Source organism: Bradyrhizobium genosp. P, assembly GCF_049949265.1.
Taxonomy (GTDB): domain Bacteria; phylum Pseudomonadota; class Alphaproteobacteria; order Rhizobiales; family Xanthobacteraceae; genus Bradyrhizobium.
The window spans coordinates 3,336,082-3,354,199 of sequence record NZ_CP188195.1; the positions used below are offsets into that span (position 1 = coordinate 3,336,082).

19 protein-coding genes and 2 pseudogenes are annotated in these 18,118 nt (G+C 59.3%); 4 read left to right on the forward strand and 17 right to left on the reverse strand.

All coding sequences use genetic code 11. The features are described from left to right. Nucleotides 1-5: 5 nt before the first annotated feature. From tnpC to ACP2YO_RS16135, 14 genes and pseudogenes are all read right to left on the reverse strand, one after another. Nucleotides 6-1,610, reverse strand: coding sequence for an IS66 family transposase (gene tnpC / locus ACP2YO_RS16070; protein ID WP_426443212.1), 1,605 nt, complete (start codon nt 1,608-1,610; stop codon nt 6-8). A 73-nt stretch (nt 1,611-1,683) separates the two neighbouring features. Beyond that, nucleotides 1,684-2,028, reverse strand: coding sequence for an IS66 family insertion sequence element accessory protein TnpB (gene tnpB, locus ACP2YO_RS16075; protein WP_426433797.1), 345 nt, complete (start codon nt 2,026-2,028; stop codon nt 1,684-1,686). After that, on the reverse strand, nt 2,025-2,411 hold the full coding sequence (locus tag ACP2YO_RS16080) for a transposase (protein WP_426433795.1): 387 nt from the start codon (nt 2,409-2,411) through the stop codon (nt 2,025-2,027). Before ACP2YO_RS16080 ends, tnpB begins: the two co-directional genes overlap by 4 nt. Nucleotides 2,412-2,502: 91 nt before the next feature. After that, nucleotides 2,503-2,853: pseudogene (locus tag ACP2YO_RS16085) on the reverse strand (IS110 family transposase); the annotation flags it as partial. 285 nt (nt 2,854-3,138) lie between these two features. Continuing rightward, nucleotides 3,139-3,261: a hypothetical protein gene (locus ACP2YO_RS16090; protein ID WP_426441693.1), complete on the reverse strand. Its 123-nt coding sequence runs from the start codon at nt 3,259-3,261 to the stop codon at nt 3,139-3,141. 167 nt (nt 3,262-3,428) lie between these two features. Then, entirely contained in the window at nt 3,429-4,277 is an 849-nt protein-coding gene (locus tag ACP2YO_RS16095) for an NAD-dependent epimerase/dehydratase family protein (RefSeq protein ID WP_426441694.1), read from the reverse strand. Further along, on the reverse strand, nt 4,274-5,500 hold the full coding sequence (locus ACP2YO_RS16100; RefSeq protein ID WP_426441695.1) for a methyltransferase domain-containing protein: 1,227 nt from the start codon (nt 5,498-5,500) through the stop codon (nt 4,274-4,276). Before ACP2YO_RS16100 ends, ACP2YO_RS16095 begins: the two co-directional genes overlap by 4 nt. Further along, nucleotides 5,497-6,048: a dTDP-4-dehydrorhamnose 3,5-epimerase gene (gene rfbC / locus ACP2YO_RS16105; protein WP_426441696.1), complete on the reverse strand. Its 552-nt coding sequence runs from the start codon at nt 6,046-6,048 to the stop codon at nt 5,497-5,499. The genes ACP2YO_RS16100 and rfbC overlap by 4 nt, the downstream gene beginning before the upstream one ends. Then, complete coding sequence (gene rfbG / locus ACP2YO_RS16110; RefSeq protein WP_426441697.1) at nt 6,045-7,127, reverse strand: CDP-glucose 4,6-dehydratase; 1,083 nt, start codon at nt 7,125-7,127, stop codon at nt 6,045-6,047. The genes rfbC and rfbG overlap by 4 nt, the downstream gene beginning before the upstream one ends. A 2-nt stretch (nt 7,128-7,129) precedes the next feature. Beyond that, on the reverse strand, nt 7,130-7,897 hold the full coding sequence (gene rfbF / locus ACP2YO_RS16115) for a glucose-1-phosphate cytidylyltransferase (protein ID WP_426441698.1): 768 nt from the start codon (nt 7,895-7,897) through the stop codon (nt 7,130-7,132). 726 nt (nt 7,898-8,623) lie between these two features. Continuing rightward, complete coding sequence (locus tag ACP2YO_RS16120; protein ID WP_426441699.1) at nt 8,624-9,583, reverse strand: hypothetical protein; 960 nt, start codon at nt 9,581-9,583, stop codon at nt 8,624-8,626. Nucleotides 9,584-9,811: 228 nt separating this feature from the next. After that, nucleotides 9,812-11,881 carry a recombinase family protein gene (locus tag ACP2YO_RS16125; RefSeq protein WP_426441700.1) on the reverse strand — a complete coding sequence of 690 codons (2,070 nt, stop codon included), beginning with the start codon at nt 11,879-11,881 and terminating at the stop codon, nt 9,812-9,814. Continuing rightward, nucleotides 11,871-12,041 carry a hypothetical protein gene (locus ACP2YO_RS16130; RefSeq protein WP_426439182.1) on the reverse strand — a complete coding sequence of 57 codons (171 nt, stop codon included), beginning with the start codon at nt 12,039-12,041 and terminating at the stop codon, nt 11,871-11,873. The genes ACP2YO_RS16125 and ACP2YO_RS16130 overlap by 11 nt, the downstream gene beginning before the upstream one ends. A gap of 421 nt (nt 12,042-12,462) precedes the next feature. Then, nucleotides 12,463-12,745 (reverse strand): annotated as a pseudogene (locus tag ACP2YO_RS16135) (transposase); the annotation flags it as partial. Between the two features lie 30 nt (nt 12,746-12,775). On the opposite strand from ACP2YO_RS16135, the gene ACP2YO_RS16140 reads away from it, so the two are divergent. Both ACP2YO_RS16140 and ACP2YO_RS16145 read left to right on the forward strand, forming a co-directional pair. Further along, the gene (locus ACP2YO_RS16140; RefSeq protein ID WP_426443213.1) at nt 12,776-13,327 is read left to right on the forward strand and encodes a transposase; all 552 of its coding nucleotides are present in this window, start codon (nt 12,776-12,778) and stop codon (nt 13,325-13,327) included. A gap of 395 nt (nt 13,328-13,722) precedes the next feature. Next, nucleotides 13,723-13,890, forward strand: coding sequence for a hypothetical protein (locus tag ACP2YO_RS16145; protein WP_426441701.1), 168 nt, complete (start codon nt 13,723-13,725; stop codon nt 13,888-13,890). 154 nt (nt 13,891-14,044) lie between these two features. On the opposite strand, the gene ACP2YO_RS16150 is transcribed toward ACP2YO_RS16145, so the two are convergent. Next, nucleotides 14,045-15,190, reverse strand: a complete 1,146-nt coding sequence (locus tag ACP2YO_RS16150) for an acyltransferase family protein (protein WP_426441702.1) — start codon at nt 15,188-15,190, stop codon at nt 14,045-14,047. A gap of 853 nt (nt 15,191-16,043) precedes the next feature. On the opposite strand from ACP2YO_RS16150, the gene ACP2YO_RS16155 reads away from it, so the two are divergent. Together ACP2YO_RS16155 and ACP2YO_RS16160 are read left to right on the forward strand one after the other, a co-directional pair. Then, nucleotides 16,044-16,445, forward strand: coding sequence for a hypothetical protein (locus tag ACP2YO_RS16155; protein ID WP_426441703.1), 402 nt, complete (start codon nt 16,044-16,046; stop codon nt 16,443-16,445). Between the two features lie 310 nt (nt 16,446-16,755). Continuing rightward, nucleotides 16,756-17,055 (forward strand): hypothetical protein, encoded by a 300-nt coding sequence (locus ACP2YO_RS16160; protein WP_426441704.1) that lies wholly within the window; start codon nt 16,756-16,758, stop codon nt 17,053-17,055. A gap of 4 nt (nt 17,056-17,059) precedes the next feature. Here the strand turns inward: ACP2YO_RS16160 and ACP2YO_RS16165 are convergent, their stop codons facing one another. Then, nucleotides 17,060-17,236 carry a hypothetical protein gene (locus ACP2YO_RS16165; protein WP_426441705.1) on the reverse strand — a complete coding sequence of 59 codons (177 nt, stop codon included), beginning with the start codon at nt 17,234-17,236 and terminating at the stop codon, nt 17,060-17,062. A 94-nt stretch (nt 17,237-17,330) separates the two neighbouring features. Then, nucleotides 17,331-17,525, reverse strand: coding sequence for a hypothetical protein (locus ACP2YO_RS16170; RefSeq protein WP_426441706.1), 195 nt, complete (start codon nt 17,523-17,525; stop codon nt 17,331-17,333). Between the last annotated feature and the right edge of the window lie 593 nt (nt 17,526-18,118).

Sequence of the window (18,118 nt, forward strand, 5' to 3'; positions counted from 1 at the left end):
GCCGTTCAGGCTCTGAAGTTCCACGGCATGAGGGCATCGATCTGAGTGATCGGCCACCGGTTCGCGATGCGCTCGAGCGTTTGCGTGAGCCAGGCGAGTGGATCGACGTCGTTCATTTTGGCGGTCTGCAGAAGCGTAGCGATGGTCGCCCAGGAGCGGCCGCCACCATGGCTACCCGCGAAGAGCGCATTTTTTCTTGTGATTGCCTGGGGTCTGATGGTCCGCTCGACGATATTGGAGTCGATCTCGATACGACCGTCGCTCAGAAAGCGCTCGAGTGCGGCGCGTCTGGATGTGGCATAGCGGATCGCCTCGGCGAGCTTGGATTTGCCGGACAGACGCGGCAGCTCCTTCTCCCACAGATCGAACAGCGCCGCAACGATGGGGGCGGACCTTTGCTGGCGCGCATTCAGCCGCGTCTCAGGATCCTGGCCGCGGATATCGGCCTCGATCTCCCACAGCTCGACCATGGTGGTGACGGTCTGTGTCGCCAGGCGCGAGCTCTCGTTGACGTGAAGCTCGTAGAACCGTCTCCTGACGTGGGCAAAGCACGCTGCAAGCCGCACTCCCTCGTTGGCGCCCGCCGACCTGGCGAGCCGATTATAGGCGGCATAGCCATCGACCTGGAGGATGCCAGCAAAGCCTGCCAGATGGCGCTCGACGCATTCGCCGCCACGGCTGTCCTCGAAGCGATAAGCGACCATCGGTGGACCGATGCCGCCAAACGGCCGGTCGTCACGGGCATAAGCCCACAGCCAGGCCTTTTGCGTCTTGCCGGATCCGGGAGCGAGCGTTGGCAGGGTCGTCTCATCGGCGAAGATCCGTTCGCCTTGCTTGACCTTTTCCAGCACATAGTCGGCCAGCGGCTGCAATTCGAAGCCGACCTTGCCCATCCACTGCGCCATCAACGAGCGGTCCAGCTCGACCCGATCGCGGGCGTAGATCGCTTCCTGCCGGTAAAGCGGCAGCCCGTCCGCATATTTGGAGACGGCAATCTGGGCCAGAAGCGCTTCAGTCGGAAGGCCGCTCTCGATCAAATGGGCAGGCGCTGGCGCCTGTACCACGCCGTCGCGGTTGCGATAGGCGTATTTCGGGCGGCGCGTGACGATCACGCGGAACTTCGCCGGCGTCACATCCAGCCGCTTCGACACGTCCTCGCCGATCAGCACCTTCTCCAGCCCCTCGCACCCGGCAGGAACCTCCGGCTCGATGACGATCTCCACCCGCTCCAGATGCGCCCCGAACTCCTTGCGCGGCCGCGGCACGCGTTTCGGCATGTCCTTGCCGCCAGCCTTGGCCAGTTCGGCTTCAACCGCCGACACGCCGGTCTCAATCTCCTCGAACACGAAGGCGATCTGCTCCGTGCTCAGCTTGTCGCTGCGCAAGCGTTCCGAGCGCGTGCCGTAAAGCGTGCGCTCCAGCATTTTGACGATCGCCGTCAGCTCCACGATCCGCGCATCGGCGGCCTTGTTGATCGCCGTAAGATCGGTGTTTGCAGCGGCAATGCGGCTGTTCTCGGCCTCGATCGCCGCCCGCTCTTCCGCCAAGGCGACGATCAGCGCGTGGGCTTCGGCAAGCGTCGTCGGGAGCTCTGTAACGGGCGTCGTCATCGTCGCCATCACAGCAGAGTCGCCGCCACTCTTCCAAACTTTTCAGCACCCTGATTCAATTCGCCGCAGCTTGTCAGCCTACCGTTTCTGGGCGCTTCACAACCACCGGACGCACCTTCGTCCAGTCCAGCCCGTCAATCAGCGCGAGCAACTGCGCATGGTTCAGCTGCACCCGGGTCGGCGCAATCCTCGGCCAGCAGAACTTTGACTCCTCGAGAGTCTTGGCAAACAGGCATACCCCGCTGCCGTCCCACCAAACCGCCTTGATCCGATCCGCCCTTTTCGAACGGAACACGTACAGTGCTCCGCTGAAGGGGTCGGCCCCACCATCTCGAACCAGCGCCATCAAACCCGTGGCTCCCTTGCGGAAGTCGACCGGCGTGCTGGCCACGTAAACCTGAACACCCGCCGGGATCATGCCTGCCGAACCGCCCGGATCACAGCAGCAAGCCGCCCCGCCTCCACATCTCCACCAACGCGCACCACGACATCGCCGATGACGATTTCCACCATCTCCCCCGCCATGGTCTCAAAGCGCGCGAACTTAACCGCTCGGTCTCGCGCCCCAGAGAGCGGCGCCACCATTCCCGAGGCCAGCGCCTTGCGTCGCCACGCAAACAACTGCGATGGATCGATCCCATGACAGCGCGCTATCGCCGACACGTTCGCCCCCGGCGCAAACGTTTCCCCGACGATGCGATCCTTCTCCTCCCGCGACCAGGTGCGGTAGCTCCGCCCGGGACTCACCGAAAGCCGCTCGGCCGCCGCTGTGATAACTTCGAAATTCTTGGTATCAGACATATGTTCGCTCTCATGAACTCCTAGGACAAATCACCAGGAGATTCTCTGACAATCGAACATCATCCGCTACGTGGGATGACCTACACGCTTACTGTTGTTCGGCGGTCTTTACAGGTACAAAGCGCATTGTCGGACGAGTGACCGCCTCACAGATCGCTTCCGCATCGGCTGCGTCTGTCTTGTTGCGTTTAACGTATGGCTTTACATAGGCTGGCGGCATCATGCGGACCGAGTGGCCCAGCGCCGCTATCTCGCGCGCCCAGTAATGGGCACTCGCGCAAGCCTCCATCCCCACCGTGCAAGAAGCGAGTCCTCGAAAGAAAGGCAGCACCTGCGATCGTCGCAAAGTGCGGCGAACTATGATCTGCCCGTTTTCGCCAACGCCATGAACCTGAAAGATCGATTTAGCCGAGTCCAAACCCACTGTGATAATCTTTTCCATGGAACGGTCCTTCCTTTGTGGCGCTTCTCGAAGCGACCACGCTAGGCACTTTTGATGCCGTTTCGAAGGGCCGTTCCACACCATCACTTTCGATGATGAAGAAGCGCGCCGATCACCAAATTCACCGGTCGATCTCGTTGAAAAAACTCTCGATTTTTCAGCCATGCTTCTGGCCACAGAGGTGCGACCATGAGCTAACCGCGCATCTCGGACAGAGCATGCTTATGTTGATGGAATGACTCAGTGAATCACCCTGATGCGAAGCGGCGCATCATCGAATTTGCGTCAGAGCCAATATTGCCGAATGACAGCCGCCTTCGCATCCGTCGACCAGCGCCGACGCCGGCCCGTCCCGGTGATGATCTCGACACGCTGCAGCGTGTCGGCGCCGTGTTCGAGGATAGGCATATGCCTATCCTTATCGCTATCCTTACGACTATCCTTTGACATTGTGACCTCGCGACAAACCATTCCGCGAGATCTTCTAGCCTACCAGATCAGCCCTCAGCGCGTGGTCTCTGCATGACGCTCACCGTTGGTCGGATAGTCAGACGTACGCTGTTTTTCGGGCCCGGTTAAGCTTTGTGCAATCGGTCGAGCTTTTCAGGTACGCCCCAAAATGCGAATGGCTCGTAGTCCGGATACGGGTAGTAGCCGCGATTGAGTCGGATCGAGCTGGCGCGGGTCTCGCATCGCTGCTGTACCATGTCCAAAACCGAGATCGGATGCCCGCTGCAGCAGTTAATCACACCATTGCAGCTCTCGGGGTGGGTGGCTGCCCGGACAAAATTGGCCGCAACGCCTTCGACCGGCAGATAGTCTCGTAACTGATTGCCGGCAGACATGTTGAAAACGGCATCGCCACGCTCGATCGCGAGATCAAGCTGGGCCAGCAGGCTGTTCGGATTCTGGCCCTCGCCATAGATGTAGAATAGCCGCAGCCACTGCAACGCGAAGGGCTTCTGCTTTTGCAACAACTCCAGGCTCTTGCGCAACGCGTCTTTGGCGAAGCCATAGGGCGTATTGGGCCTCGTCTCCATCTGTTCTGTCAGGGGCCCGTACTGCATGCCATATTCGAGGCAGGTGCCGGCCACCATTAGCTGACTCGTCCCGGACGAGACGGCGGCTTCCAGGAAGGCGAGATCGGATGGCAGATTGCGCCCGATGTGAAAGAATCCGCGATAGTTCGGCAGCCCGGGCCATGCCAGATGGACCAGTGCATCAGCCCGTTCGGAATGCTCAATCACGGGCGTAAAGTCCGCGGCAAGATCGCAAGCCAGCAATTCTACTTGCTTGCGCCACGGCATCGTCGCAGCGCGCTGAACCTCGCGAGCCACGGCGACAACGGAATGTCCCTCGCGCAGGAAACACGCAACGACATGACGGCCAACGAAGCCGGTGGCACCCGTCACCACGACCTTCATGGCATGACTTTCAACTCCGGAACCGTCACCACGAACCTGCCGCCCCATGACTTGATCTGCTCGTGCAGTTGCAGGACTTCGGTGGCAATGTTCCACGGCAGGATCACGACCCAATCAGGTTTGCGCCTGGCAAGCTCTTCTGGGTGCAAGATCGGAATGTGACTGCCGGGCATGAATTTGTTCTGCTTGGAGGGCGCGGCATCGCAGATGAAGCTGATAAGGTCGCGCTTGAGGCCGGCATAATTCATGAGCGTATTGCCCTTCGCTGCGGCGCCATAGGCGGCGACCGACTTACCGGCACGCTTTTGCTCGATCAGGAAGGCCAGGAAGTCGTCCTTGACCTTTTCCGCCTTTTGCTGAAACGCTTGATACAGGCGGAGGTCCTGCAATCCGAACTGCCTCTCCTCGGTCAACTTGGCCGTTACCGACGCCCTCGTTTGCCGCGGATCGTCTTGATGGCAGCCATAGATCCGCAAGGAACCGCCATGGGTCGGCAGTTCTTCGAGATCGAACACTCGCAGCCCGGCCTTTTCGAAGATGCGGGCCACCGCGGTCAGCGACAAATACGAGAAGTGCTCGTGATAGGCCGTGTCGAACTGATTTTGGGCAATCATATGCTTGAGATGCGGAAACTCAAGATTGACCGTGCCGCCCGGCTTGAGCGCGATCCGGAGGCCTTCGGTGAAATCGTTGATGTCAGGCACGTGAGCGTAGACGTTGTTGCCACAGATCAGGTCGGCCTGTCGTCCGCTTTGAGCGAGTGTTGTTGCCGTCGCTGCACCGAAAAACGCGCGGAGCACCGGTACACCGATTTTCTCGGCGGCATCCGCCGTGCTCGCGGTAGGTTCGATGCCGAGGCAGGGGATGCCCGCAGCGACGAAGTTCTTTAGAAGATATCCGTCGTTCGAAGCCACCTCGATGACGAAGCTGCCGCGCGTGAGATTCAACGCTTTCGTAATCTGATCGGAATAGGCCTTGGCGTGTCTCAACCATCCCTGCGAGGTCGATGAGAAGTAAGCGTAGTCGCCGGAGAACAGCTCGTCCGCCGCGGCGTAATCCTCCGTTTGCACCAGCCAACACGTATCGCAGACGAGGATCTGCAGCGGGAAGGTCGTTTCCGGCGCGCGAAGCTGCACCTCAGACAGATAGGCGTTCGAGGGTGGTGCGTGCCCGAGGTCGAGGAACACGTGTTGCAATTGCGCGTGGCAGTGTCGGCATTTCATGGCTCTATGCCCTTATAGTTCGCATCAAGAAGGGGATGTGACGAGTCGCGTGCGGACAAGTCTCTCACTGGCAGTGGCCAGGCGATCCCGATCGTCGGATCGTCAAATCGGACGGCGCCCTCGTCCGCCAGCGAATAGGACGCTGTGTGCAGGTACAGTAGTTCGGAGTTCTCCTCCAAAACCTGAAAGCCATGTGCACATCCTTCGGGGATCACGAAGGAACGGCGATTGTGCGGTGCAAGTTCGATCGCCGTCCATTTCAGAAAGGTGGGCGAATTGCCACGAAGGTCGACCGCCACGTCGAACACCTGACCTCGCAAGCAGCGCACGATCTTCATTTCCGCCATCGGTGGCTTCTGAAAGTGCAGGCCACGGATCGCGCCGACAGTGCGCGTGACCGAGTGGTTAATCTGGACAATCCTGCGCGCACCGAAGAAGGACCGTTCCTCATTGGCGCAGAACAGACGTTGGAACGAACCGCGGTGATCTGAAAGCACGTCGGTCTCGGCGATCCAGACGCCGGCGATCTCCGTTTGGACCAGTTTCATGCCTCGCGGCCCGCTGTCCAGGCAAGACCGCGCGCGCTGGCCGCGGCAACATAGCGTTCGAGTTGAATTCGGCTCAATACCTCATCGCGCTCGAGCCAAGCCCGATACCATTCGGCAGTTGCCCCGATACTCTCCTGGAAGCTCCAGACTGGTCGCCAACCGAGTTCGCTCTGGGCCTTGCTGGTATCGAGTTGAAGCAGCTTGGCCTCATGCGGATGCTCCTGATCTGTGCGTTGCCACGCGACTGCCGGCCAAGCGTCTTGCATCTGTTCAAGAACGTTCTTCACGGTTCGATTGCCGTCGCGGTCCGGACCGAAATTCCAGGCTCCGAGGCAAGACCGATCGCGCTTGAGCAGACGCTCACCGAGCAGAAGATAGCCGGAAAGACATTCCAGGACATGCTGCCAAGGCCGCGTGGCGTTGGGCGAGCGTATCTCGACCGAGTGGCCTGTACCGATCGACCGCACCACGTCCGGGATCAGCCTGTCTTCCGACCAGTCACCGCCACCAATCACGTTACCTGCACGCGCAGTTGCCAGCAACGGGCTGCTCGCTTCATGGAAGAAAGAGCGCCGAAAGCTCGCAGCTACCAGCTCTGTACCTGCTTTCGAGGCGCTGTAGGGGTCGTGGCCTCCTAGCGGATCGGTTTCGCGATAGCCCCACACCCACTCTTTGTTCTCGTAGCACTTGTCCGTTGTCACCACCACCATCGCCTTGAGCCCGGACAGCTTGCGACAGGCCTCCAGCAGGTGGGCCGTTCCCATGACATTGGTGGCCCAGGTTTCAATCGGGCTGCGGTAGGAGTGGCGCACCAAGGGCTGCGCCGCCATGTGGAAGACCATGTCGGGCCGCGCGTTCAGAACGGCGCCTTCCAGCGCCTCCTTGTCGCGGATGTCGATGAAGTTCGAGTTGATGTCGAGACGCAGGACTTCCCAGTGGTTCGGGTTTGTTTCCGGTGGCAGCGAAATGCCGGTAACTCGTGCGCCCAGCATCTGCAGCCAGAGCGTCAGCCAGCTTCCTTTAAAGCCGCTGTGGCCTGTTACAAGGACGTGCAGGCCCCTATAGATATCGGAAAACATCTCTACCAACTTTTCCAGGGCGCACGGCCCTTCGCCCACATCTCCTCAAGTTGATTTTTGTCGCGCAATGTATCCATCGCGTGCCAGAAACCACTATGTTGGTGCGACGTGAGTTGCCCCTCGGCCGCAAGCGTCTGTAGAGGCGCCTGTTCCCAAACCGTATCGTCGCCCTCGATATAGTCGATCACGGATGGCTCGAGCACGAAGAAGCCGCCATTGATCCAAGCGCCGTCGCCGGCGGGTTTTTCCTGGAACTGCTCGACCTTGCCGTCGTCGATGCGAAGCGCGCCGTAACGTCCGGGAGGCTGGATCGCTGTGACGGTGGCCTGTCGGGCCGCCTTTCTATGCGCCGCAATTAGTGCAGTGATATCGATGTCTGATACGCCGTCGCCGTAGGTGAAACAAAAGGTCTCGTTCCGGAGATAAGGCGCGACCCGCTTTAGCCGTCCGCCAGTCATCGTGTTCTCTCCGGTGTCGACCAGCGTGACCTTCCACGGCTCGGTAAACTTCTCGTGGATTTCCATCCTATTGTCGCGCATGTCGAACGTCACATCCGACGTGTGCAGAAAATAGTTCGAAAAATACTCCTTTATCACGTAGCCCTTGTAGCCAAGGCACACGATGAATTCGTGGATGTCATAGTGGGAGTACATTTTCATGATGTGCCAGAGAATTGGCTTTCCGCCGATTTCGATCATGGGTTTGGGCTTCAGGTGGGATTCTTCGCTGATGCGAGTTCCCAAGCCGCCCGCCAATATCACAACTTTCATCCGCCTTCCCGTTCCCGTTTAGCCGGCCCTCTATAGACGTCCAGCCGATCTCTTGCGCGAAAAATATGCGCGTTGACGAATTTACAATGCCCACCGTTGCCGTTCAATCGGCCGGCGTCTCTACCGTGTTGTTTCTTATGCGTATTTCGAAAATCGAGCCCAAATCACATTGGGGGAGCGACCGATCGCTTGTCAACCGGTATTGACGGAGTGCTCGTGGAGAGTGCGGCAAGGCCGCTCGGCCCGTCAATCCCGTCGATGGAACCGCTTATATCATAGCCGAGTTCGGGCATTATCGGACTCGATCCTTTCAACAGTTGGAGACGGGCGACATAGTCGCTGCACTTCGGCAGCCGATTCCGATCACCGCTCTGGACGGTCGGTACCAATCGCAACTATCTCCGAACTCGACCAGCTTCGCGCCTCTGCGGCTCTTTGAATCGCTGCGGAGGATGGCGAGGTGGGAATCGATCAAGCCGTAGACGACCGTTCCTGTGCCGCAATTGGTCCATTTCTTCGGGTCCACGATTTCGCTCAAAACCACGAGATCGTGGCATCGATCTGACCGCGTGATTCCAAAATTAGATAAAGCGAAATCTAGCGCCCCAAGAAAGCGATGGCCGTCAGCGGGATGGCTGAGATCCAAGTTGTCGGGACATGGCAGGGCGCGAAGCCGTGATTGGCTTCTTGTGGGAGTGTCGGAGACGTCGGACTGCGATCGGGTGACTAGACTTTTTGCCATGAAATGGGATATTGCCAAAAACGCGGATGACGCCAGGCTAGGTTCTCAAGCAGTCTCTTGAATTCAGGGTGCGCCTCAGCGTATTCGCGCGTGCGATTATCGGAGACCAGCAGGTTCTCTTGCTCATTCCTCCACAACGTCGAAGATTGTTGCCATTCTTCGATATTGAAAATCTTTCCATCTCGACCGACCACGACAGGTGTGAGCCCGCGGGCGATGATCTGATTGGTCATCGATCGACGCCCACTCTCGAACTGATAAGCCTGCTCCTTGGTCTTCAGAGGTGGAAATTTGAGCGACAAAAACAGCTTGCGTTCAACCATGAAAGCGTTCGTTCGGATATGAGGATTGGGATGTCTGCTATAGTGTCGCAATATATTCACGTAGGCTATAGGCGCGTGGGCGTACCGAAGAGCCTGGCGCACGGTAGTGATGGGACGCGGCGCGGCTTGGTAGGCAAGGTCACTGCTCTCGGCTGTCTTGCCATGATTGAATAAGCGAGTCGCCGTTCGCATAAAGCTACTCAAGATCAGCAGGACTTGAACCTCATAGCCGGTCGGGCGCGCCAGCCAGGACCCAGTAGCCCCCGCAATTCCAACGTCGGGACGATCCAATGCCCTGCTCAGATGAGCCAGCCAGTTGGCGCTCTGAACAAAGCTGAACGTGTTGAGAAAGACCAGCCGTCGGTTAGACGCTTGCCGCGCGGCCTTCAGATATGAGCCGACATCGTAGCCGAAATCGTCGACTTCGATCGAATTAAAAGCGACGCCTTTGAAGACGTTTTGGGCCCGCTCCAGCGACTGGTGGTCCGGAAACCCCTTGAATAGCACGTGCAGTTGGTGTGGCACGCCAGCAGGAAACCGTCGCAATCCTTCGATAAAACGACGCGCGTGATCCTCGCTCTCAGAGTAACGATAGAGATATGCTACGCCAAGATCGGACATTGCGAGCTGTCTGTCGGAGCGCCAGCCATGGTATGGAACGTGTGGAGTTCTCTATGTAACTGAAGATATTTACCACAGTCCACCGCAAAATTGGAGGGAAAGTCTGATCTTCCCCCGAAAGTGGACAGGTTTAGGCGGCTTTTAGCTCCATTTCGATCGGGGGGATATATCCACGGCGGAATGGACCCTTGTTCGGTTGTACAATCGCGCATCAGAACACCCATCTGTCTATGTTGTTGAAGAGAAGAGAGTTTGCTGATTGGGATGCGATCCCGTGGGGTATCTTGGGTTCTGTCGCGCTCGCTCGGCGATAGAGTGAGCGGCAGCTGTTATCAGCGAGGCGCGAGCAAAGATCCACGGGCCGTCCGATAGCGGATGGATGGCTGCGATTTCGTCGGTTTCGGCGGCGAGCCGGAGCGTCTTGGGCGCAATCTTGAGGAGCTTTGCCGCGTTGCTGAGGTTTAGCCAGGGCTCGATCCCGTCCTCGGCGGGCTTGAACACCGGGATGCGATAGTTCGAGCGCATCGAGGTGACACGCTCGCGCGTCCAGCGATTGCCGTTACCGGTCTTGAGGCTGTTGCGGTTGAGCAGGCCGGCGATCAGATCGTCGCTGGCGATCAGCACCAGTTGGCGCACAGCTTCGATGATGTTGGCGGAGGTGCTGTTGCGCTGCCCGCGCCGGCGCTTGGGCAGGCGTATCTCGCTGTGAACGCCGCCGACCCAGTGGACGATGAGGACGATCTCGGAGGCCGCATCGTCGATATCGGCCACGATCTCATGGATGACGGTGCGCACAATCCGCTTCTTGAGGCGAGCATCCGTCGTCGGCGCATCCCAGACCGTTTTGAGGTTCGAGGCCGGAACGCCAAGCGAAGCTGGATCGGCAATGGGGGCGGGCATCGCCGCATCATGCATGGCGATCTTGCCCTCGACCTCCGCCACGTGGACGAGCGCCCTGTTCCAGCGCGCTTCAAGCTCACCCGCCACCAGCCGGTTCGCGGGGTCAGCGGCATCGTATTGCCGGAAGGCCCGGTCGACGGCATAGCGCGCCGCTTCGAGGTCGCGACTGAGAGCATCGCGCACCTGATCCCGCCGTTCCCTGGCTTCCTTGGCGGCAGCGGTCGCCGCGGCGATAGCGCCCGGACCGACGACGCCGAGCAGTGCTTCCTCGATTGCATCATCGACGCGCAGTCCGCCGAAGCCGATGCAGTGAGGGCCGCCATTGTCCATCCAGGCGCGGCTGCAGCTATAGCGCGGAATATGGCGCTTCATGCCGGAGTACCGGAGTGTGAGCTTGCGACCGCAGCGCCTGCAGCGGATCAGACCGGCCAGCAGCGCGTCACCATGCTTGGGCGCGCCGTGATACCGACTGGTGGGAACGTTGTTGCTGACCATGGTGCGGATCGCCTCGAACCTCTCCCAGCTCACGTACCCATCGTGGGTGTTGGGCTTCAGCGCCAACCATTCGTCCCGCGCCTTGCGGCGGATCTTCACGCTCACGCCCTCGGCACCGTATCCCGCCGCGACAGCCGTCTTACCATAGGCATAGGCGCCGCCGTAGACCGGGTTCTCAATGATCCGGTGGATGGCGGAGTAGCTTGGTCGTCGCCAGGCCGTGTCGCCATTGGTCTGCTTTACCGGCAGATCGAGATTGTACTCGTGGAGCCAGCAGAGCGCCTGTCGCGCGCTGCCGAGTTCCTCGACCTTGTCGAACACCAGCTTGATCGCTTCCTGGACCCGCCGATCCGGATCTTTCTCATAACGGTCGCCGGACTTCACGAACCCGACCGGCGCCGCCACAACCAACTCGCCCCGGCGCGCCTTCTCGTAGCGGGCCGAGAGCGAGCGCTGGCGCAACAGATCCAGTTCGTACTCGTTGAGGCTGCCCTTGAGCCCGAGCAACAGGCGATCGTTGCCGTGCCTTGGCGCATAGATGGTCTCCTGATCGACCAGAACGGTATCGACCACGCGGCACATCTCGATGAGTTGCTGCCAATCCCGGCTGTTGCGAGCGAAGCGCGAGACCTCGCGGGCGCAAACCGCACCAACCTTACCGAGGCAAACCTCCGCTACCATCCGCTCGAAGCCGGCGCGTTGTACCCCGCCGGCGGCCGAACGACCGAGATCATCATCAATCACGTCGATCTCTGACCACCCGAGCGCCGTCAGCCGGTCCCGCATGGCGTATTGCAACGCGCTGCTCTCGCGATTGTGCAACACCTGATGCGCCGAGGACTGACGCACGTAAAGAATCGCCTTGCGCTCGAGATGATGAGGCCTGACCTTGTCAGAGATCATGGCCGACCTCCTTCGCGCGCGGCATCGCTGTCGTCGCAGCATGGCCGAGGATCAACTGCGTCATCAGACTGGTCAGCGCCGCCCGCGCTTCCGCCGGCAGCTCCGACCATGCCGGCGCGCCGAGGGCGCCGTTCGGCAGGCCGCTCCCGAACAGATCCATCTGCTGCTGCGACCGCGGTTGTCGATTGTGTCGGTATCCGCTCCCTGGCATTGCCGTCTCGCGTGACATGAGCCGCTCCCCGATTCTGGTCGTGAGAGCCTCTGGATGCGCCAGAAAGCGGGGCAGCTGATGGCGTTCGATCCTTCAACGCCAGATCGAGAAGCGCAGCGAGCGCCGCAAGTGCATCGATGCTAACAAACGGCTGAGCTGTCAGAAGCTCGGCGTCAGGGCAGGCCGTCCGGTCGAACATCCATGCTGGAACTTCCAGCCAACGGTCTGCTTGCGATCCGTCCAGGGTGCAGCGAAAACGACATCGTCCGCCTTGTCGACCGCCCCATGAACGCAAACTCGGCGACCAAACCAGGGATGATGCCGATAAAGAACCTCGCGAAGAACGGTCCTGTGGGCGTTCTCAAACGTCGTTGTACAAGCCCTCGATGAAGGCGAAGATATCGCGCTGGGCCTCGGCGCGATGTTGTAGTTGCGATGGTGAACGAGATCTGTCTTCAGGGTATGGAAGAAGCTCTCCATCGAGGCGTTGTCGTAGCAAATCGGCCTTGCGGCTCAGCGGTGATGCCGGCGCCCGCGAGCGCGTTGCGATAAGCGTTTGAGGCATACTGCACACCGCGATCGGAGCGGTCGATCAGCCCGGCCTGGGGCCGTTGTTGCCGGATGGCCATCATCAGTGCCGCGGATGCGAGTTCGCCGACCGCGCCTATCTGCAGCCCGACCGCATGGGGCGTCTGCGCGAGGCCGGTGCGGACTTCGTGATCCGATCCGGCTGGAAGAGTGCGCGTTGGCTCGATGCCGAAGGTGATCTGATTGATCTTGCGGCCGAACTGCGCAAGGCCGCGGCCCGCGGCGTGATCGATCGGCCAATCTGGATCAAACGCAAGTCTGGTGCGCCGCTGGCGGTGCGTCTGGTAGCGGTGAGAAAGCCGGCGCAAGCTGCCGCGGATGCGCGGTGCAAGGCGCGCCGGGCCGCGCAAAAAGGAGGTCATCAGCTCTCCAGACAAACACTCGATGCGGCAGATTGGGTGATCCTGGTGACCTCGCTCGAGCCAAAGCACTTTACGACGGACGATGTTCTTGCCCTCTATCGGCTGCGATGGCGTATTGAACTCGGCTTCAAGCGGCTGAAAAGCCTGATTGGCCTGAAAGGGCCTCCGGGAACGGACGAGCGATCCGCCAGACCGCATATCCTTGCTCATCTGCTCATCATTCTTCTGCTCGAGCCGCTCGTGGACGAACTCGAGGACTCTCCCCACTTGGCCGATGCCGCCTGACCCGACCAGCGGCCTGGCGTCTGCTGCGCCAGCTCCTTGCTTCACTACGACAAGCGATCATTCCCCAGCCCGCAATTGCTTGCCTGCGCAGACTTCGCTCCAAACTACACCGACACCTACGCGAACCACCCAGACAAAAGCGGCGATATCAAGCAATCCAACTATTTTAGCGCCTATGGGCGAAAGCCGGGACCTTATCCACCCAGCGCCGCAGCACCGCGTCACGCAGACCCGAGTTCCTTGCCAACTGACGTGATCGAGCGGCCGCTCGACAACACCAGCTCAACGGCTTGGCGCTTGTACTCGTCGGTAAATAACCGACGTTGACGTCCCGTTCGACACCTCCGGGCTCTATGAGCCTACTACAGGTGTCCACTCATTCGGAGGAGGTGCACGTGATCGCCTTTGATTCCGACTACAGCGACGAGCGCACGGGTCAATCGCCCTCCTTCTCAAGCGTGTTGAGAACCGCCGATTTACGGCTGGAGGTATTTGAATGGATCGACATGCCAACGTTGTCTGAAAAAAGGGTCAGCGCAACTTGCGGTGTAGCGCAAGGATGAACGGTCTCCGCAAAAAGACGGGGTCCTTGGGAAACGGTGAGCTACTACGCGGTGTGGGTGCGGAAAAGAGGCAAGTTACCTTTGATCACGTTTCTCGGGTCGACGTCATGAGGCGGCGTCGGCGGCACCAGCGTAACCGGCAGCGGCTGGCGGCTCACGCCAGACGGTTAGGGCGATAACGACCGAAGGCACGGGGCTTCAATCCCGCGCCTTCAGCTTCGATTGCGGGTGATTCAGTTAGAACAACCGGCCCGTGTATGTCGGGTCCTTGAGAAAAGGCTTTGTGTGCCCATGCCTGCGCTCGCCTTTCGATAAGCAGCCAGCTCAGAAGCCCGCAGATCAGTGACAGGAAAAGCGAAGCGACGAACATCTTCCAAAGCGATAGACCCGGTCGAAAGAACACAAACATACTCTGGATAGGCCATGCGTAAAGGTAGAGGCCGTACGAAATGTCGTATCGTGTTGTAAGGCCGCGGAGGGCGATTGGAGACACGACGAACGCCAGCCAGAAAATAAGGTATCCACCAAAGATGAACAGGACTGGTTCAGCGAGGCGCGGCACGAACATACAGAAAAAAAGAACTGTTGCGGCAAACGCGACGTAGGCCGTACGGAAGGAAATTACGTCACGATAGAGGTAAAAGACCGAACCGCTCAAGAAGGCAGCCGTCAGGCGGATCGCGTCAGGCGGATTACCGTAGAAAACATTCGAAGCTGGAATTGGTGTTGGTATCTTGGCGGCAAGCATCAGGACAAACACAGCAGCAACTGCGAGCACGTATTCGCGGTGGCGCAGGACCCCAGCCAAGCCCAGTGCCGCAATCAAGAGATAGCAGCGGAACTCGTACGCGATGGTCCACATCGAACCATTCAGGGCCGGATAATGAGTACCAGGAAACGCTGGTACCGAAGGTGTCTGTAGCAAGGCCATGCTCTTGAGCGCTAACTCCCAATCCTGAATTCCTAGTTGCGTCAGCGGTGTCCCCGACAACGGAGCGAAGAAGACTATCGAAAGCAGCGTGGCAACCACAAATGCGGGATAGATGCGAGCCACACGCTTCCTTAGATAGTTGAAAACGCTCGAAGACGTTTCGAAGCTCTTCGTAATCAGGTAGCCGCTAATCAGAAAGAAGCCGTCGACTCCAAGCTCCCCGAAAGACAACGTCCCAAATAATCGCGTCAACAGTTCGCGTGAGCGGTCGCCGTCAACCAGTTCAGGGGCATGTGAGAGGACAACCATGGTCGCGAAGGCAACCCGAAGAACTCCGAAGTTGTTGTGCGAGCTTATTGAGGATTTCATTCGTCTTTAGTCGTTCCGGTAAGCCGAGTTCTTATCGATTGTTCGGCTATCGCGTGCGCCCTCGGGCGCCTACCGAGGACAATCCTCGCCAACGATCCAGCCTGCTAGTCGATCTAGCATTTTGCACGGCACTGACACAACGCCCTCGAAGATAGCACCGGAAGCGTACCCGCGCGCGGCTCATGGCTCATGACGCACAGGCGGCGGCTGACCCGCTAGTCCCGAAAAATGCGCCGCCGGGCTCGAAATAGGTTGTCGCGGTACGGGAGCAGTTGAAGCGAATCGCTATCGCGGCCGATCCCGTAGAACTACGCCCTTCTTTTTGAACCTTTCTACCTCTGCCAGAAGCGCGTGTTCCCATGCGAGGATCGTTGGTTAAAACGTGGTCCACCACAATTGGGTCGAAGCGCTTAGGGTAGAAAACTTCTGGGTCGTTCCTCATCGGCAACCCCTGTTGAAATTGCGACTCGAACGCCATGCTTATCATATGGGAACGAGGCGGCAGCACAACGGCAACCGTTTACACTTGACTGCGAATCCGCGCGAGATTCTAATCGGCGCCATTGGCGGAAGCGCACCCGCGCGCGGCTTATGTCGCACAAACGCCGGCGGGGCTGAGAGAGCAGGGCGCGGGGCTACGGCCCCGCGTCAGCGTTAGACCTAGGGGGAACGATAGCGCTCCAACGTTCACGTGAGCCGATAAATCGATACTGCCGGGCCTGTTGGCTCAGTTCGCCAATCCCGTAGAACTACGTCCCAAGTGGGCCTACGGACCGCGTACTATTATTTTGGCCTTTCTACCTTTGCGAGAAGCGCCAATACTGCTGGCCTTCAGCAAAAGGGGAGGCTGACTATGTTCTTAAGATTGCTGTCTGCGATGGTTCTCTTGGCCTTGCTTCTCAACAAGGCATCGGCGACCGACTACCTCAATTCTGATCAACTCAATCAATCCTATCCGCAGCCGTTGCGTGTTACTTCCACTCCGCTCCCGACGCAGCTCGACTATGCCAACTCGTTCTTCAACCTAGGACAATACACCGTGCTACCTGATGGCGGTGGTACCGTAGTGAATGGTGGTATCGTAAACAGCAACGCGTTCATTGCAGGCGGACCAGTCATCACTTCCTTGCAACAACGCCTGGATGGAGCGCTCTCTCAAATTCAGCAGACGCAGCAGGGGCTAGCCACCGCTCTGTCTCAAATTCAACAAACACAGCGAGGGCTGGCCGCGACGGCGGCAATGGCAAACATCTGAATGCCGTCTGCTCCGGGCAAGACGGCATGGGCAGTCAATGGCGCGACGTTCATGGGCGAGATGGGGGCAGGCTTCAGTGTTGCCCATCGACTAAATCTAAGCGTTCCGATCGCTGTGACGGCGTCTTACGGCAACGGCGGCAGCAACGTGCACGTTGGAAGGATTGGTTTGATGGGCGAGTTTTGAGCGCCGGCTCGCTATGACCTGTTTGGGTCATTGACACCGGTTGCGCCATCGGGTTCTCACTTCGTGCAGTACTGTTACAAATTATTGCAAGGTCGGGGCCGCCGGTCGGCTCGGGAGGATCGTAGTGGAGTACGCGACTTTTAATGCGCGCCTTGAGCTTGTCCTCCGGGTCGTTCGCCGAACTCCGAAAGCGGCAATGATCGCGATGATGACGGCCGTTTCGGTCATCATTTTTACGGACACCTACTGGAAGGCGCTCTGGATAGGCGCTTTCGCGTTCCTGTTGTCCATGTTCACGACCTGGCGGCGCTTCGTGGAGCCGATTTCCTTCATCGTGTTCCTCGCCGCGGTGGTCGTTGCCTGCATCGAACCGTCGACGTTGGACAGGATCCAGACTTCCGTTCGGGCAATGGTTGCTCGCTAGAGTGCTATTGGCTGGCTGGCTTCAATTCGTCGTGGCGGCGTGAAATGATCTCGGCGAAGTAGGTCCGATCCCTATAAGTGCACTCGGTCACCGAACGGCTTCCGTCGGGGTGAACGATGATTTCTCGATCGGTTTTGATGTTATCGCCGCGCGGAATGCTTTCGTAGATCGCGGTATCCATTTCGACATTGCTCCGTTCACACGCCCCGTTCATCAGATGGTCATAGATGGCGGGACCGCACCGTTTGTTCACGTTAAAACGCTGAAAGGAGTGATCAGGTTCCGGTGAGCTGATTGTGATTGCCGGCTTGCCGCCAGCCCTTGCAGGCAACAAGTACCGCGGGTGCGGCCCGCGCCTGACTGCTGAAAGCGCAAGCTGCGACGATCTGTCCACGATGGTAATTGGCTACGCCTTCGCGGGTCGTGATATCAAAGGGAATGCCGTCGGAGACCTTCGTGACGCGGGCCAATGCGATAACCACTGCAGGGCTTATAGCCTCGCCGGCTTGCTCTCCGCGTGCGCGCAGTTGCAATCGAGTCCGACGGCTCAAGCGGCAGCGCCGTGGGCGCAGAACCTTGGCGAGCCCCCGCCAAGCAGAGAGCCCGCGAGCGCAACGGCATCACGGCTGCAAACCGATCTTGATACTGCGCGTGCGAGATCGCGCTAACCACCGGGCCGGTAAAGCGCCATCGGCACCTCGCATCGGAGGCGTGGTCGCCTCGCTAGCGGCTATTGGTTGGCCGGCGCCAATTCTCCGTGGCGGCGTGAAATGATCTCGGCGAAGAAGAGCCGGTCCCTATAGGTGCACTCGTTCGCCGAACGGCTCCCGTCGGAATGAATGACCGTTCCGTCGCGCCTGCACGGTATAGATGCGTGGGCGCATGTCGGGATCACCCCGTCGGCCACAGCCTTATGCGCCCCTCGGACACCAGCGCTTTTCAGTTTTCCGTTTCGCATGGCTTGAACTTCAGCTTCCGAGAGCGCCGCCGAGTTCGCATACGCGCCGGCCGGCGGCTTCCCGCTAGACCAATCCGTGCGATGATTGCCGAACATCGCGGATCG

Coding starts and splice junctions, on each gene's coding strand:
- tnpC (WP_426443212.1), bottom strand. CDS start 1,610: ATGACGACGCCCGTTACAGAGCTCCCGACGACGCTTGCCGAAGCCCAC.
- tnpB (WP_426433797.1), bottom strand. CDS start 2,028: ATGATCCCGGCGGGTGTTCAGGTTTACGTGGCCAGCACGCCGGTCGAC.
- ACP2YO_RS16080 (WP_426433795.1), bottom strand. CDS start 2,411: ATGTCTGATACCAAGAATTTCGAAGTTATCACAGCGGCGGCCGAGCGG.
- ACP2YO_RS16090 (WP_426441693.1), bottom strand. CDS start 3,261: ATGCCTATCCTCGAACACGGCGCCGACACGCTGCAGCGTGTCGAGATC.
- ACP2YO_RS16095 (WP_426441694.1), bottom strand. CDS start 4,277: ATGAAGGTCGTGGTGACGGGTGCCACCGGCTTCGTTGGCCGTCATGTC.
- ACP2YO_RS16100 (WP_426441695.1), bottom strand. CDS start 5,500: ATGAAATGCCGACACTGCCACGCGCAATTGCAACACGTGTTCCTCGAC.
- rfbC (WP_426441696.1), bottom strand. CDS start 6,048: ATGAAACTGGTCCAAACGGAGATCGCCGGCGTCTGGATCGCCGAGACC.
- rfbG (WP_426441697.1), bottom strand. CDS start 7,127: ATGTTTTCCGATATCTATAGGGGCCTGCACGTCCTTGTAACAGGCCAC.
- rfbF (WP_426441698.1), bottom strand. CDS start 7,897: ATGAAAGTTGTGATATTGGCGGGCGGCTTGGGAACTCGCATCAGCGAA.
- ACP2YO_RS16120 (WP_426441699.1), bottom strand. CDS start 9,583: ATGTCCGATCTTGGCGTAGCATATCTCTATCGTTACTCTGAGAGCGAG.
- ACP2YO_RS16125 (WP_426441700.1), bottom strand. CDS start 11,881: ATGATCTCTGACAAGGTCAGGCCTCATCATCTCGAGCGCAAGGCGATT.
- ACP2YO_RS16130 (WP_426439182.1), bottom strand. CDS start 12,041: ATGGATCTGTTCGGGAGCGGCCTGCCGAACGGCGCCCTCGGCGCGCCG.
- ACP2YO_RS16140 (WP_426443213.1), top strand. CDS start 12,776: ATGGGGCGTCTGCGCGAGGCCGGTGCGGACTTCGTGATCCGATCCGGC.
- ACP2YO_RS16150 (WP_426441702.1), bottom strand. CDS start 15,190: ATGAAATCCTCAATAAGCTCGCACAACAACTTCGGAGTTCTTCGGGTT.
- ACP2YO_RS16155 (WP_426441703.1), top strand. CDS start 16,044: ATGTTCTTAAGATTGCTGTCTGCGATGGTTCTCTTGGCCTTGCTTCTC.
- ACP2YO_RS16165 (WP_426441705.1), bottom strand. CDS start 17,236: ATGGATACCGCGATCTACGAAAGCATTCCGCGCGGCGATAACATCAAA.